Source organism: Limnothrix sp. FACHB-406 (assembly GCF_014698235.1).
GTDB lineage: Bacteria > Cyanobacteriota > Cyanobacteriia > CACIAM-69d > CACIAM-69d > CACIAM-69d.
The window spans coordinates 164,687-180,529 of sequence record NZ_JACJSP010000005.1 but is presented as its reverse complement, the minus strand read 5'-3'; the positions used below and the strand labels follow the sequence as shown (position 1 = coordinate 180,529).

At 54.8% G+C, this 15,843-nt stretch carries 12 protein-coding genes; 8 read left to right on the top strand and 4 right to left on the bottom strand.

Going from position 1 to position 15,843, the window contains the following annotated elements; translation table 11 throughout:
* Positions 1-8: 8 nt before the first annotated feature.
* Positions 9-1,898 (bottom strand): hypothetical protein, encoded by a 1,890-nt coding sequence (locus H6G53_RS07455; protein ID WP_190531781.1) that lies wholly within the window; start codon positions 1,896-1,898, stop codon positions 9-11.
* A gap of 56 nt (positions 1,899-1,954) precedes the next feature.
* On the opposite strand from H6G53_RS07455, the gene H6G53_RS07450 reads away from it, so the two are divergent.
* Positions 1,955-2,128, top strand: a complete 174-nt coding sequence (locus H6G53_RS07450) for a hypothetical protein (protein WP_158234538.1) — start codon at positions 1,955-1,957, stop codon at positions 2,126-2,128.
* 232 nt (positions 2,129-2,360) lie between these two features.
* Here the strand turns inward: H6G53_RS07450 and H6G53_RS07445 are convergent, their stop codons facing one another.
* On the bottom strand, positions 2,361-3,317 hold the full coding sequence (locus tag H6G53_RS07445) for a hypothetical protein (protein WP_190531778.1): 957 nt from the start codon (positions 3,315-3,317) through the stop codon (positions 2,361-2,363).
* Positions 3,318-4,035: 718 nt separating this feature from the next.
* Here H6G53_RS07445 and pap point away from each other — a divergent pair.
* Positions 4,036-5,523: a polyphosphate:AMP phosphotransferase gene (gene pap / locus H6G53_RS07440; protein WP_190531777.1), complete on the top strand. Its 1,488-nt coding sequence runs from the start codon at positions 4,036-4,038 to the stop codon at positions 5,521-5,523.
* 386 nt (positions 5,524-5,909) lie between these two features.
* Positions 5,910-6,308: a hypothetical protein gene (locus H6G53_RS07435; RefSeq protein ID WP_099535019.1), complete on the top strand. Its 399-nt coding sequence runs from the start codon at positions 5,910-5,912 to the stop codon at positions 6,306-6,308.
* A 221-nt stretch (positions 6,309-6,529) separates the two neighbouring features.
* On the opposite strand, the gene H6G53_RS07430 is transcribed toward H6G53_RS07435, so the two are convergent.
* On the bottom strand, positions 6,530-7,522 hold the full coding sequence (locus H6G53_RS07430) for a Sll0314/Alr1548 family TPR repeat-containing protein (RefSeq protein WP_190531774.1): 993 nt from the start codon (positions 7,520-7,522) through the stop codon (positions 6,530-6,532).
* A 126-nt stretch (positions 7,523-7,648) separates the two neighbouring features.
* Here H6G53_RS07430 and H6G53_RS07425 point away from each other — a divergent pair, with 126 nt between their 5' ends.
* Positions 7,649-8,284 carry an ABC transporter ATP-binding protein gene (locus H6G53_RS07425; protein ID WP_099535021.1) on the top strand — a complete coding sequence of 212 codons (636 nt, stop codon included), beginning with the start codon at positions 7,649-7,651 and terminating at the stop codon, positions 8,282-8,284.
* Between the two features lie 76 nt (positions 8,285-8,360).
* Here the strand turns inward: H6G53_RS07425 and H6G53_RS07420 are convergent, their stop codons facing one another.
* Positions 8,361-10,124, bottom strand: a complete 1,764-nt coding sequence (locus tag H6G53_RS07420; RefSeq protein WP_190531772.1) for an ATP-binding protein — start codon at positions 10,122-10,124, stop codon at positions 8,361-8,363.
* Positions 10,125-11,146: 1,022 nt separating this feature from the next.
* Between H6G53_RS07420 and deoC the strand changes: the two genes are divergently transcribed.
* The 4 genes from deoC to H6G53_RS07400 all read left to right on the top strand — a co-directional run bounded on the left by deoC (position 11,147) and on the right by H6G53_RS07400 (position 15,810).
* A complete protein-coding gene (gene deoC, locus H6G53_RS07415; RefSeq protein WP_190531770.1) occupies positions 11,147-11,884 on the top strand; it encodes a deoxyribose-phosphate aldolase in 738 nt (245 codons plus the stop codon).
* A complete protein-coding gene (gene recO / locus H6G53_RS07410) occupies positions 11,881-12,783 on the top strand; it encodes a DNA repair protein RecO (protein WP_190531764.1) in 903 nt (300 codons plus the stop codon). The genes deoC and recO overlap by 4 nt, the downstream gene beginning before the upstream one ends.
* A 74-nt stretch (positions 12,784-12,857) precedes the next feature.
* The gene (locus H6G53_RS07405; RefSeq protein WP_190531761.1) at positions 12,858-14,366 is read left to right on the top strand and encodes an MFS transporter; all 1,509 of its coding nucleotides are present in this window, start codon (positions 12,858-12,860) and stop codon (positions 14,364-14,366) included.
* A gap of 298 nt (positions 14,367-14,664) precedes the next feature.
* Positions 14,665-15,810: a glycosyltransferase family 4 protein gene (locus H6G53_RS07400; RefSeq protein ID WP_190527767.1), complete on the top strand. Its 1,146-nt coding sequence runs from the start codon at positions 14,665-14,667 to the stop codon at positions 15,808-15,810.
* Positions 15,811-15,843 lie beyond the last annotated feature (33 nt).

Below are 15,843 nucleotides of genomic sequence, written 5' to 3'. Positions count from 1 at the left end.
ACAAGCCGCTAGATCGATCGCCAGTTGCCCAGCCGCTCAATTAACCGCTGCACCACTCCCATCAGTTGCGTCAACTCCTGCGATCGGGGGTTGAAATCTTGAGACAGGGAAGCCCGCACCTGCATCTCCGCCAGCTTCTTTTGCAGTTGGCGGGTCAGGTCGATCGCGTCTTGGCTCAGTTTCGAGAGCTGTTGGCGCTGATGAAACTTCAAGGCCGCTCCCCGCAAAACCTGCAACGTGGCTTCTTCGCCCAACCGGCCCGGCGCAATTCGCAACCGCAGGAGCAACAACTCACTGCGATAGATGCGCTCGATCTCGACCTGGCGCGGTTTCCCCACGGGAGGCAACAGGGGCAAATTAGCGAGTAACTTTAGCTCATCGATCACCCCTTGAAAGGTGGAAGGGAGCAACGGATCCAGGGCCGCTTGCATAATCCCATCGCGGCTACAGAGAATTCGGGTGCGATCGATCTCAGGGCGATCAAAATATAGCCGGCCAATCCCTCCTTCAATCGCCCGTTGCAACAACTCCTGCATCAGGGCCCGAGGCGGCAAATCTCCCAATTCCGACAGCGGGCGATCGGCATAGCGAGTGTGCAACACCAGAGGACTGGGATTTAAGTCGGCCCACTCGATCGGGACGGACACCGTGGGATGAATCCAAGCGGCCTCCACCTCCGAAGCACTCGGAACAGCGGTTTGGGCCGGCGGAGTCGATCGCTCCAACGCCTGCACCAAAGCTTGCTCCAACTCCGCCAACTCCGCCGGTAAATCTACGGGGCCATTGGTCGGTCGCTCAGTTGATAAATCGACGGGCAACAGGGAAGGGGCCGCGCCCTGTCCTGTGCCTCGGTCACTGGCAGTCACCACTGCATGGTTTGTAAGGGTATCCATAGGTAGATCCGGAATATCATCCGGTGTCAGCGAAGGGGAGCCGCAGGCTTCCGCTAACTCCCCCTTCCGGTGCAATTGTTGCCAATCAGGATCTGGGGTACTTTGGGCCGCCGTCACCAAGGTTTCGGTCACATCCACCGCTCCCAAATCCACCGCTCCCAAATCCATTGATCCGGGATCCAATGACCCAGGATCCAGCAGCGAGGGATGTGCCGCCAGGTGATGCAACTGATGTTCCTCGGAACTGCCAGCGCTTAACCAATTCTGGGGACTGGCCCAAGGGTCAAATGGTTCGGGGTTGTCATGGTTTTGAAACCGACCAACCGGTTGGGTTTCCATGTCTTCGCCTGGATCTAGCTCGCCTGGGGGCGACAGAGCACCAAGCTGATTCCAGTGCGCAAAGTCTGCGGGAGCGCTGATGGTTTCTCCCAACTCATCTAGCTCCTCATCGTCCCAATCGTCCATCAAATCATCCACAACAAAACCATGCTCGATCGGTGGCAAGGCCGGTTGTAAATCCGACAGACAATCGCTGACTTCCACCAGGGGACGCAGCTCCGGATCCAACGGCCCGGAATCCGTTCCCGCGCCCAAGGTGCCATGGCCCAACGAGGCCGCTGGCGAATCTGGAGCGGCGTTCGATTGGGAGTTGCCCAAGGAGGGTTGCCAAGATTCAGAATGGCTGGGTTCTACATAACCCTCAGACTTTCGCTGACAGTCGTAGCTCAAAAATGCGGAAAGTAGCTCCTGTTGGGTTTCCAGGGCGATCGGGCGGTAGACCAACTGATCATTCAGGTGAGCGAGCATCCGCTGGACATAGCTCAAGTCCGCGTCGCGATTCACCACGCCCAAAATGATTTGATTGTCTTGCCGGTCTAGGGGCAAGACTTGGTGATAGAGGCAAACTTCAAACGGCAAGATGCGATCGATCAGCGCAAAGACTCGCTCAGGGTCGGGTTGAACGAGGGGATCGATCGGGGATGGTAACGACTCTTGGGCAGACACCGGCGGTGCTAACCTCAGGCAATACAAAACATCGATATTTCACGACAACCATTGACATGGATCAACGGCCTGCCACCGAATGGCGCAGGATGTCGATCGCCTTGGATGAACCCCATGGGGCCGAAAAACCCCATGGCCATTGTACGGCGGCAACTACGGCAGCAACTTCAGAACACATGGCGCGATCGCTCTGCCAGGAGGTTAGGGATACCGTACTTCTGACCGTCTGAATCGTAACGTCTGGATCACAGCGTCTGGATCGCAGCGTCTGAATTCCACTTCTCAGGCCATGGCCGTGATCGTCAGGCGCGAGGGTCTTCAGGCGCGATCGGCCCCCATCCACAAAAGCCCACCGTAAAATCCACTATTCCCCAAGGCAGTGAACAATCCGGGAAATATCCGGTTCAAACGTCGAATTAAGAACACCTTAAGCGGTTTTGGGCCCCATCATATCGCAGCGAACTATCCAACCGAGTAGCCAGTAGCAAAGGATACATCTTCATAGGGGAGGATTGGCCCTAAAGGCGGACTGTCCCCAAAGGTCTGAGGGGCGATCGACTCCGAACTTGGCCAAAGACTTGGCGGAGCCGCAAGGGCGAAGGGGTGATCGGATTCCCCAGGGTGACCGGCGTTCGTGGCTGCTTGGGCGTTGTCCAGCCGATCGGCGCGATCGACCTGGGCCAATCCATCACCCCCCGTTGTTCCGGCCGTTACCCAGGGCGACAGGGTACGCAATGGCTCAGTCGGTGCGGGCGATGGCAGGTCGATCGCCCACCGGTCGATCAGTTGAGCCATCGCTTGATGCGTAGCCGTTTGCTGACTCACCAGAGCTTGCAACACATCGCAAAGGGCAAACACCTGATATTCCTGCTGTTTAATTTGCTGTCCTTGCTGTTGCAAATGTTGATTCTGTTGGGCCAATAACTGCCCCTGCTGTTCCCAATGTTGGGCCTGCTGTTCAAGATTGCGTTGGCAGAATTGCTCTAGAACCTGTTGCAATTGTTGTCCCTGTTGCTGAATTTGCTGAATTTGCTGCATTTGCTGATTTTGCAGCACAATTTGCTGCTGAATTTGTCGCTCAATCTGCTGGCTAATCTGCTGTTCGATTTGTTTTCCAATTTGCTGATTAACTTGCTGATTAACTTGCTGATTCACCTGTTGATGAATCTCTTTCGATTGTTGCTGAATTTGCCAACTTTGCAATTCAAGTTGTTGTTCGATCTGGCGCTCGATCTTTTCTTCGATTTGTTGTCCCTGTTGCTGCAAAGTTTTTTGCAAAAATTCACCCTGCTGTTCCAAGCATTGACTCAGCCGATCGAGCTGACTGGAGAGGCATTGAACCGCTTCTGCCGTCCTTAGCGAGATCTGCCCTAGCTCCAAAACCACCGATTGCATCTGATCGCGCCAAGAATCAGTCATACCCATTACCAACTCAGGGAGTAATAATCGCAATGAGCACCCCCCTAGCCCTGAATTTCGATTTGGAAATCCTTGACCTCAAGTCCAAGCAATGAATAACCAAAGGCAGCGACTTTGATTCAATTAGCTAGGAATGAGTTGGATGGTCTGAGTTGTCCGGCTAAGAAATTCCAATCAAGGTTTCAAGGCGTAGATAGAGCATAGATTACAGGCAAAACTATTGAACCCTAATCAACATCAAGCATTCATAGGACATTGATCAAAACCGAAATCGAAAATGATCAGATTCCTAACAATCAAAAACATTGATCAAGATTTAATAATTTTTGAATCGCAACTCAACGAAACTCCTTTGAAACTTGATTGAAACTTAATGGAACTTGCGGGCAAGACCTCCAAGTTTCGTCAATCACACCCTGCCAAGTGGCCCGATCGAACTCTTGTCGATCGGGCTGTTTTCAGCAAATTGCGGCCGTTTTCGCGGCAATTTGGATGGATGACAATCGGGCTGAGGAGTTGCTCGACTAAAGTCTTCTTTACGTTTTGCAGCAGACCGGAACAGCAATCGCTAAGGTTGTGGCAATTGATGGCCGTAAGCGCAAGGCCGCGCTGCGGTGGTTGGCGATGACGGTGATTGTGCATCAGGCTCCGTCACTGCCCGCCATGCACTGTGATTGCTGCCGTTGCTTCGTGCCACTGCTCGCCTGGAGGACAAGCCATGCTGGACATGTTGGATCTCAGCCTGAAGCTGGATAAGGCCACCTATGTCGCAGAGCGCGATCGCTTGGCTCTTCAGTTGCGATCGCTCCAAGCGGACTGTCGGGAAGCCCAATTACCGGTGATCATTGCCCTGGAAGGCTGGGCGGCGGCGGGCAAGGGGGCGATCGTCAAGGAATTGCGCGACTCCTTGGATCCACGCGGCTTTCAAGTACATCCAATTTTTCCGCCAGAACCCCATGAGCTGGGATTTCCCTGGTTACGGCGTTTTTGGTTGCGGTTGCCGGAAGCGGGCACGATCGGGCTGTTCTATCACAGTTGGTATAGCCACCTGCTGGAAGATCGCCTGTTTGGCCGGCTGCCGGATCAACAGTTTCCCGAAGCCACCCGGGAAGTGAATGCCTTTGAGCGACAGTTGGCGGATGAAGGCGCGGCGATCGCCAAATTTTTTATTCATCTCGGCCGTGATGAGCTGAAAAAGCGCCTGAAAAAATACCAAGCGGATCCTTTTCAGGCATGGCGGGTGCGACCGGAAGATTGGCAACAGGCCAAGCACTATCGCCAATATCGGGACTTGGCGGAAGCGATGCTGGCGGAAACCAGCACAGGAGCGGCTCCTTGGACTTTGGTGGAAGGCAACAGCCGCCGCTGGGCGGTGATCAAAGTGTTGAGCGAAACCATTGCCACCATTGCCGGAGCACTCGATCGCCAACGCAGCCAGGCTTCTCCCCCGCCCGCCCTGCCGGCCCAAGCGGAGTTGCATCCCGGTGAACCGGACTTGCTGGCACGGGTGAACCTCAGTCAAGCCCTGTCTCGCAGTAAATATGAACGGAAACTGGCGGAACAGCAGGCCCGGCTGCGATCGCTGCAAATGCAAATCCATCGCCAACGGTTACCCGTGTTGGTGTTGTTTGAAGGTTGGGACGCGGCGGGCAAGGGGGGAGCCATCTCGCGGTTAACGGGCATGTTGGATCCCCGCAGCTATGGGGTTCATGCCTTTGCGGCCCCCACGGCGGAGGAACGCGCGCACCACTACCTATGGCGATTTTGGCGCTGGTTACCGGCGGCGGGCACGATCGGGATTTTTGATCGATCGTGGTATGGGCGGGTTTTGGTGGAACGAATTGAAGGATTTGCCACCGAAACGGAATGGCGACGGGCCTATCAGGAAATTAATGAATTTGAAAGCCAACTAATGTCCAGTGGCATGGTGTTGGTGAAAGTTTGGTTGCACATCAGCCCAGAAGAACAACTGCGCCGGTTCCAGGAACGCAAAGACAATCCCTTCAAGCAATACAAACTCACTGACGAGGATTGGCGCAATCGGGAGCGGTGGCCCCTGTATTCGGTGGCAGTGAACCAAATGGTGCAACGAACCCACACGCCCTTGGCCCCTTGGACTTTGATTGCCGCAGAGGATAAGTACTTTGCGCGGGTTGCGGTGGCTACGGCGGTGGCCGACGCGATCGAACGTCGCCTCACTCGCTAGCGATCGCTCCGTGAACGTCGAGATCCGAAAGATCCGAAACGTAAAAACACCAGCGATCAAAACTAAAAACACCAGCGATCAAAACATCAATTCCAGATAATCATCCACGGCCCCTCGTCGATCGAACCGAGGACAGATACAATGCTGAGAACAAGTGTTGCGAAACATTGCATTTTGTAAGCAATTGTACCTAGTCTGTAAAGACCGCCTTTACCGGTGAATGAGCAGCCGGCCCAATTGCTGTCTTGGCGATCGACCCCAAACCTTACCCCAGAGCCACTTCCTGTGTGGAGCGTCAGGGCGAGGTCTCACTTGCGATCGCCTCATCAATCCCGCAACGGTTCTCGCAACGGCTAAAACCCCACCACTCACCTGACGACGAAACCATGCCGATCGGCCCCCTGAAGAACCTCTTCGGTTCCCAAAAAGACGCTTTCTTCTTGGAAATTGGTGATGCACAAGGTACGGGAGACAGCACCCCGGCCGCCCCGGCTCCCCAAGCCCCCGCTGTGGTTGCGGAACCGGCAGCCCCCGTGGCCGCCGCTCCGGAAGCTCCGGCCCCAGCTCCCAAGAGCACCAAAACCAGCATTAAAGCAGCCAAGGCCGCAGCCCCCGCAGCCCCGGCCAAGCCGCCCGAGCCACCTAAGCCCGCTCCGGCCCCGGTGACCCTGCCGCCGGAAACGGCTTTTGCATCGAAGTTTGTGCCCAGCAACACGCCGCGTCGTCGTCCGGGCCCCAGCCTGAATGGCTTCAAAGATATGGCCAGGGATATGGGTCGCCGCTAAGGCTGATTCGATCGCCCAAACAGGTCGATCGATCTGGTGCAAATCACCAATTCAGCAAGATTTCAGCAAGATTTCAGCAAGATTCAGGCTTCAGTACCCATTCAGCAGGGGGCTTCGGCCCCTTCTTTTTTTGTCAGGTTTGGTCAATCGCGTGCTGATGGCGTGCCGATTTTGTACCGGTTTTATATCGGCGACATACGGATTCCAATCAGGGGTCTAAATTAGCCGCGCAGGTTGCGAATTTCCCGCTGCACTCGCCGCAACTCATTTTTTTCCAAGTGCCGAATCACAGCGCGGGGCATTTGCTCCCGCTGGGCCAACACCTGCAAAAACAGGGCTTCCGATTGCTTCAGCAAATCAAGATTTTGGCTGCTGCGTCCTTGTTCGTAGAGAATTTGCCCTTTTAAATGCCAAAGGTCGGGATTTTGGGGACTCTTGGCCAAGGCGCGATCGACTGAGGCGATCGCCTGGGAAAAGTTTTTGCGCCGGCGGTAAATGGCCGCCAACAGGCGATCGACCACATAGTCGGGGCTGCCCCGCTGGAGGGAGTTCACAGCCCCATCCACATTGCCAAAGGGCAAATTATCCGCCAACAACACATCCAGCGATCCCCGAATCAAGTTCAGTTCCGGATCGTTGGGACTGATGGCCGCCGCTGCATCCAAGGCTTCGTTAACCTGGGACAGTTTGGCCAAGGCTTCTGGTGCACCCTGAAGGGGGCCGCGACCACCTTCGGACACAATAAACGCCCCTTCCAAGAAATGTCCCACGCCGATGTAGAGATTACCGCGCAGGGCATCAGTGGTTTTGAGGGTGTTGGCAGCGGTAAGGGTCTGATTGGCGGCGGTTTGCACCTGATCCCACTGACCATCGAGATAGGCCAATGCACCGGCTAAGGCATAGCCCAAAGGCTCTTGGGGTTCTTGGGCGATCGCCTCTTGGGCTAAACGGCGAGCGACGGGATAATTGCCATTTTTGAACAGCATGACGAAGGCCGCCTCAGCCCGATCGCCCACGGGGCGAGGATTCTGGGATCGGAACGGATCCGCCCCGGCCGGCCAAGCCCCCCAGCCCCAGAACAGCCCGATCGCCCCAGCCAGCCAGGCCACTGATCTTGACCTTGATCGGGACAGGCGGGGCCGAGTCGATCGCTTTCGAGCGCGATCGGCCACCACAGGAGATCGCCCTTGAGCAACAAAGCGGCCGAGATCCATAACCATCACTCCTGAACGTATCGAAATATCGGATCGAACAATCGAACATGCGTTGAATCATTCATTCGAGCCGTTGAGTAGCCCCCTACAATAGGGCCCGATCCACCTCCGCGCCCCCTTTCTTCCATGCTGCGTTTGGACTCCGTTAGCTATCACCCCGCCGCCGCCGCCAAGGCCATTTTGCACCAAGTGAATCTGGAATTGGTTCCCCAACAACTGACCTTGGTGATTGGCCCCAGCGGTTCCGGTAAAAGCACCCTGTTGGAAATCTTGGCCGGCTTGGCCAGCCAAACCAGCGGACAAGTGCTGTGGCGCGATCGCCCCCTATTTCCCGAGTCCCTGCAACAGTTAGCGGGGTTGGTGTTTCAATTTCCTGAGCGGCATTTTTGCGGCTCCACCGTGCTCGAAGAGTTGCGGCTGGGCCACCCGGAAATTAGTTCAGAGCAAATTCACGAGGCTCTGGCCGCTGTGGGGTTGGAACAGTTAGCCCTGAATATTTCGCCCTACACCCTCAGCGGTGGCCAGCAACGGCGCTTGGCTCTGGCAGTGCAACTGATTCGCCAACCCAGCATTTTGCTGTTGGACGAACCCACCGCCGGGTTGGATTGGTCCATGCGGCAACAGTTAGCCGGTTTGCTGTCGCGATTGAAGGCTCACTGGACTTTGTTGGTGGTCACCCATGATCCCAGTGATCTTTTGGATGTGGCCGATCGCTGTTGGCAGCTTCAGCAAGGGCAACTCACGCCCACCCCTGCGGCGTAGCCTCTGCCGATCGCCCCAAAGCTCAGACCCACTCAGACATCCTCTCCGGTTCTCGATCGAGCCTTTCGCCCGGCCTTCAACAGGGCAAAGTGAGCGTGAATGTGCTGCCTTCGCCCACTTGGGATTGCAAATCGATCGTCCCGCCATGGGTTTCCACCACAATTTGATGGGCAATGGCCAACCCTAAGCCGGTTCCTTTGCCCACTTCTTTGGTGGTGAACATATAGTCAAAAATTCGCCGCTGCACCTCAGGGGGCATCCCCGGCCCATCATCCGCAATCGTAATTTGAATTCCCGACTCGATCGCCCTTGTGCTGATCGTAATTTGGTGCGGCGATTGGGCTAGTTCTTGAAAACTTTTGCCTTCGCTCAATTCATCGATCGCGTCGATCGCGTTGGCCAAAATATTCATGAAAACCTGGTTGAGTTGCCCCGGAAAACAGTTAATTTCCGGCAGTTGGTCATAGTGGGTCACCACTTCAATTTTCGGTCGTTGCTCATTGGCTTTGAGCCGATGTCGCAAGATCAAAACCGTACTATCAAGCCCATCACACACATTAAAGAGTTGCTTTTCAGCCCCATCTGTTCGCGAAAATGTTCTCAGACTCTGGCTAATGGCGGCAATTCGATCGCCTGAATCCTTAATGGCTTGCATCACATCCGGCACATCTTGCCGCAAATAGTCCAGGTCGATCGCATCTAATTGCTGTTCAATGGTGATGCCCGGCTCAGGGAAATTCGCTTGATAGAGATCCAAGGTTTCCATCAAGTCGATGACGTAATTCTGCATAACGCTAACATTGCCCACAATGCACCCGATCGGGTTATTAATTTCGTGGGCTACCCCTGCCACCAAGTTTCCCAAAACCGACATTTTTTCAATTTGCACCAGTTGCAATTGTGTCTTTTGCAGTTGCAAGAGTGCCTGTTCCAGTTCTGCAGATTTTTGGCGAATGGCCGCCTCCACGGCCTTTCGATCGCTAATATCCCGAACGATCGCCTGCAAAATTGCCTGATCATCTATTTCCATTCGGCAGAGCTGCACTTCGGCAATAAATTCCGAGCCATCCCAGCGGCAATGTTGCCACTCAAAACGGTCATAGCCCCGGGTGAGTGCCGTCACAATATGATCAGTCGCAGCCTCGCTCGATAAGCGCCCGTTGGGTTGATATTCCGGAGAAATTTGCGAAGGATGCTTACCACAAAATTCTGATTTTGCTGGGCACTTAAAGATAGCCAATGTTGCCGAATTACAATCCACAAAGCACTTTTCGCTCAGGAGCATAATCGCATCATTATTAGACTCATACACGGCACGCAAACGAGATTCATTGCGTTGCACGGTTTGGTAAAGCCTTGCATGATCTAGGGCGATCGCGGCTTGGTTCGCCAAGCAATCCAAAACCATGAGCCGATCGTCCGTAAAGAGTCCCTGAGCCGATCGATGTTCCAGATATAAAATGCCCAACAGAGTCTCTTGGTTCAGCAATGGCAAGCAAAGCAAACTTTGAGGGCGATGAATTTTTAAATAATTGCCAATTACAGGCAAATCAGTGCAAAGGTTTTCAATGGCAATTGGTTTTAGGTGCGTTTCTGCGTATTGAATGAGCTTACTGGGCACATCTTGGCTATATGCAAGAGGCAGCGTTGTTAGCTGCACCCCTCGAGAATCTGCCAAGGCTCGCAGTTCCCACTCGCCGTCTTGCAATAGAAGCAGGGCGCATTTTTCTGCTCCTGAATATTCCAGAACATGGCTGGATAACACTTGTAGCAGCTCGTTGATTTCAATGGTACGAGCGATCGCCTGGGAAACTCGAAAAAGCGTTGACAGATGAATCATGGTTAGGGGCTTGATTCTGTCGGTAGGGGCTTAAACAATCAACGTCCGTAGCCAATTCACTTCAACAGGCAGCAAAAATTTGTCAGTCAATATCCAAAACGAGAAGAGATGCAGATCACAAACTGCACATAGAAACATACTCAATATACAAGAATACACGGACAATGTATAAAAATCGACCTTCTTGCACAAAAAGCGAAGCAATAAAAATCTACAAGAAAATTTTTAAAATATTTATCTCGAATTAAACCTAGGCTAATCATTTTGGCAATCATTAGAGGATATTTGAAAAGTATCTTTTGACCCGTACCAAACACCAATAGTTGTGGGGGCAAGGGGCTTAAGCCCCTTGTTTCCATCGATCACTGGAGCGTACGGAGTAGCAATTTTGGCTTTTCAGACATTCTCTTAGAATTGCTGTTGTTAATGATTTGAATTCTGGGTTCAAATTATTTTTTGGCAACGATAACTTGAGTGATCATTCAGCAGCCAGCCAGGGCTGTGATCGAAAGCTACCTTGGGTTTCTTGGTTGTTCATCAGCTAGCATGAGAATTCAGGATGATCCGTGGCGATTGATCCGTGAGTTGCTGATCTGTGAATGGTTGATCAGTCAATTTTGGGCTGATCTGGTCAAGAGGATAAGCGCGATCGGGCAGTTGAAAAGGCTGATTAGTGAACGGTCAAGTCATTGTCAGTGCAGATGTTTTTGAGTGCCGATTAAAACTTCAACATAGAGTTTTAATGAGGTCTGAGAAGTATAGGGAATTGCGACCGCTTGGGATATTGATCGAGATCACTAGGAATTGTGACCTTATCGATTGGGATTTAACCCCTTCCTGAGGAGCAAACCAACTGAATCCGAAATGTGGATTGAATGATCGCCCGATCGGGATGAGACCAGCGGGTGATGGGGCTGGGGCGGCCCGATCGCACCAAATCTGCGACAAAATAGGGAAATCCTGACCGTTGTGGCCCTGCCTTTGGATCGGTGGATCCAGTGGATTAACGTGGATTAACCTTGATGACCCTCGCTTTTGACGAACAGACGAATCAGCGTCTGGCTGAAACCATTGACCTGGCCCAACACATTGACCATGCGCTGTTGCACCCGGCGGCGGGGCCGCAGCATGTGGAGCAGTGGTGCGCAGAGGCCGATCGCTTCGGTTTTGCGGGCGTTTGTGTGATGCCCACCCACGTGCGCCAGGCGGTGTCGTTGTTGCACAATCGGCGACCGGTGGTGATTTGCCCGATCGGGTTTCCATCCGGAGCCACCACCACCCGAACCAAATGCACAGAGGCGGAAGAAGCCCTGGAGCAGGGGGCGCGGGAGTTGGAGGTGATGCTGAATTTGGGTTGGCTGAAGGCCGGTGCGGCCGACGCGGTGCATCGGGAAATTGCGGAAATTGTGGAGATGGCCAGCGCCAGCGCGTTGGTGAAGGTAATTTTGGAGTGGTCGCTGCTGGAGTCGGCAGAGCGACAATTGGCGGTGGAAATTGCCATGGATGCGGGGGCGGCATTCCTGAAAACCCACACGGGCTGGAATGGGGGCGTGTCGATCGAGGATGTGCGGTTGCTGAAGGATTGGACCCGGGGCCGGATTGGGATCAAGGCGGCCGGCGGCATCCACACCACGGATCAGGCGATCGCCCTGATTGAAGCCGGGGCCACTCGTTTGGGCACATCACGCGGGGTGGAGTTCTTGCGACGCGATCGCTCGGCCGGTTGGGCTGCTGAAACGGAGGAGCCGCCCACCGCATGAACCATTCCCGCACCTACCAGGCGACGGGCATTAACCTCAAGGGCGTGCCTTTGGGGGAGTCGGATCTGTTGCTCACAATTTTGACCTTGGAATTTGGGTTAATTCGGGCGGTGGCCCCCGGCGCACGCAAGCCAAAATCGAAAATTGGGGGCCGCAGTAATTTGTTTGTGGTGAATGAGCTGTTGGTGGGCCGAGGGCGCAATCTCGATCGCATTACCCAGGCCCAATCGATCACGGCCTATGCGGGCCTAACAAGGGATTTGGGGAAGCTGATGACGGCTCAATATTGGGCCGAGTTGGCCTTGGCTCAGGCATTGGATGGCCATCCCCAACCGGATCTGTTCACCACCCTGAATGAGGATCTTCATGCATTGGAGGCGCTGCCTTTACCGAGCGATCGGGTGGTGGCCTTGGGTCAGTTGTTGCCAATCCTCTGCGCCGGGATTGGTCGCCTGTTGGCGGTGGCGGGGGTGGCTCCGCAGTTGGGTCAATGCAATCTAACGGAACGCCCGATCGCCCCCGATTGGACAGATCCCCATTGGCGGGTGGGATTCAGTGCCGCTGCGGGCGGGGCGATCGACCTGGCAGCCCTGGACAATCCCGAGGCGATGGCCTGGTTGGCGGCGCGGCAACCCACACGAGTGCTGCCCAGTTCGGGAGTCTCGGTCAAGTTTTCGCCCTTGCGCTTAACGGCCACCGAGTGGCAAAGCCTGAATGATTTATTTGCAGCGTCACCACCGGGCGATCGGGTAACCTTGGCCGATCCCCTGCGCCATTGGCAGCGGCTGGAGCGTCTGTTACGGCACTATGCCCAATATCATTTTGGACAGGGGATTCGATCGGCCAAATCCCTGGAAACCTACCTGAACACGGCCCTGGCCCCGCCTGCTTTGGTGTAACTCTCCACAAACCACCGGTTTAGGGCCCGTTGCCGACTCGATTCCATCGCTTGCCATCTTTTCCCCGATCGCCCATGTCCCCCACTTCGTCCCAACCCGACACGCCCCCAGCGGAACTGCACAAGAGCCAGCCGGCCCCCCAACCGTTGCCCCTGAAAAAACGGCTTACGGAAGAGGTGGACGAGTTGGCTGAACTGGTGCTGCATGGGGCGGGCCATGACCAGGCAGCGATCGAGGCAGCTCGCCTGGCCAAGGAAAAAGGACTCGAACCCGCCCCCGCCGATCCCGAAGAAACGGGATTCTTGCCGGTGCTGAAAAACCGCAACTTCCTGGCCCTGTGGAGTGGGCAGGTGTTTTCGCAACTGGCGGATAAGGTTTATCTGATCATGGCGATCGCGATCGTGGCTGCCCGGTTCCAAGAACCCGGCCAAACCATCAGCGGCTGGGTTTCCGCCATCACGATCGCCTTCACCATTCCGGCGGTGTTGTTCGGTTCCCTGGCGGGAATTTATGTCGATCGATGGCAAAAACAAACCGTGCTGGTGGTCACCAATGTGGTGCGCGGGCTGTTGGTGTTGGCCTTGCCGGTGGTGTTGGCCCTGACGGCTGACGGCCCGGAGGTGATGGGCATCCCGATCGGCTTTGGGGCCCTGTTGGCCATGACCTTTTGCGTTTCCACCCTCACCCAATACTTTGCCCCCGCCGAGCAAGCCACCATTCCCCTGATCGTGCCGCCGCAACACCTGCTGTCGGCCAACTCCCTCTACACCACCACCATGATGGCCTCCACGATCGTCGGGTTTGCCGTGGGGGAACCGCTGCTGGCTCTGGCCAATCATCTGGTTGCCCGTTGGGGGCTGGGGGAAAACCTAGGCCAAGAACTGTTGATCGGTGGCAGCTACGCGATCGCGGGCGCTCTGCTGCTGTGGATGAAAACCGGCGAAGCTCCCGAAGACCACACGATCGAACGTCCCCACGTCCTGGAAGATTTGCGCGACGGGTTTCGCTATCTGCTCGATCGCCCCGTGATCCGCAACGCCCTGATTCAACTCACGATCCTGTTTTCGATCTTCGCGGCCCTGGCGGTTTTGGCCGTGCGGATGGCGGAAGTGATCCCCAACATCAAAGCCTCCCAATTTGGGTTGCTGTTGGCGGCTGGGAGTGCGGGCTTGGGGGTGGGAGCCTTGCTGCTGGGTCAATTTGGCAGCCGCTGGCCCTACACCCGATCGGCCCTCTTTGGTTCCTTTGGCATGGGAGCGGCCCTCGTGGCCCTCGCCAGCACCACCACCCACCTCTGGGGCGCAGTGACCGCGATCGTCTGTTTGGGAGCCGCCGCCGCCTTCGTGGGCATCCCCATGCAAACCACCATCCAGCACGAAACCCCCGAAGAAATGCGCGGCAAAGTCTTTGGCTTACAAAACAACGCCGTGAACGTGGCCCTCAGTTTGCCCCTAGCCCTCTCCAGCGTGGCCGAAGCCTATTGGGGGTTGCCTGCGGTGCTGCTGTTGTTGGCCGTTTTGGCAATCGCAGGCGGCGTAGCAACCTGGTATATTTCCGTTACGAGTTTGCCGCGATCGACCTAAGCATTCTCCCGGTATGCATCTTGTTTTTGAATTTGTGTTGCTGAGTTTGTGTTGCTGAGTTTGTGTTGCTGAGTTTGTGTTGCTGAGTTTGTGTTGCTGAGTTTGCGTTGTTAAATTTCCGTTGCTGAATTTCTGCTGCCGAGTTTGTGTTGTTGAACTTGTGTTACTGAATTCTTGTTGTTGAATTCTTGTTTTTAAATCTCTGCTGTTAAATTTCCGTTGTTGAGTTCCTCTTGATTGGGTGAATTCACCAATTCATTAGCCCAATCATTCTCGCTAATTCAGGTTTTCGGATTCCATGCACGTCGCTTGGTTGGGTAAACGATCTCCATTTTGCGGCAACGTCACCTACAGCCGAGAGATCACGAACGCATTACGCGATCGGGGCCATGAGGTGAGCTTTTTACACTTTGCCCAAGAAGAAGAAACCGAAGACGAAGCGCAGCGGGATGTGAAAGAAGTCCCGCTTCCCTATCTCTATAAATCCCAAATTTATACGTTGCCCACCTTTGGGGCCAGCAAAGTTTTGACGCAATCTCTCAGCCGGTTGCGTCCCCATTTGCTCCATGCATCCTTGACCCTTTCGCCGTTGGATTTTGTGTTGCCAGAAATTTGCGACGAATTACAGTTGCCGCTAATTTCCACCTTTCATCCTGCTTTCGATCAAAAACTGCGTAATTTCACCTCCGGCACTCAGCAATTAACCTATCAACTCTATGCACCCTTTTTAGCCAGTTATGACTGCACGATCGTTTTCTCCCAAATTCAGCGCGACATGCTGATTAAGCTGGGGGTTGAGGGCGATCGAGTGGCGGTGATTCCCAACGGGGTTGATGTGCTCAAATATGCCCCCGGACCCTCGCCTGTGAAACGGGAATTGGGGTGCGATCGCCTGTTTGTTTATGTGGGCCGTCTGGCGCAAGAGAAAAACGTTGAACCCCTGCTGAAGGCTTGGAAAAAAGCGAAAATGCCCAGCCATTGCAAACTGGCGATCGTTGGCAGCGGCCCCCTGAAAGCCTCCCTCCAAACGTTCTACGGCCCCGAGCATGGGGTGGAATGGATGGGCTATGTGGCTAACGAAAGTCGCCGGATCGACATCTTGCGGGCCGCCGATGTGTTTGTGCTGCCCTCGTTAGTGGAAGGGTTGTCCCTCTCGTTGTTGGAGGCGATGGCCTGCGGGGTTGCTTGCCTGGCCACGGAGGTGGGGGCCGATGGCGAGGCGATCGAACAGGGAGCCGGAATTCGCCTCAATCCGCAAAAAGTCTATGGACAATTGCGAACCTTGCTGCCCATGCTGGCAGAACATGAGGAAATCACCGCCTTGCTGGGCCAGCGGGCCCGGGAGCGTGTTTTGGAACGCTACACCCTCGATCGCAACCTCAACCAACTCGAAGCCCTCTATGGGGAAATTTTGAAACGGAAGCGATCGCCTTTGGTGCGTTAGTTAACAAGCGAAGAACACAAGGTAAAAAGTAAA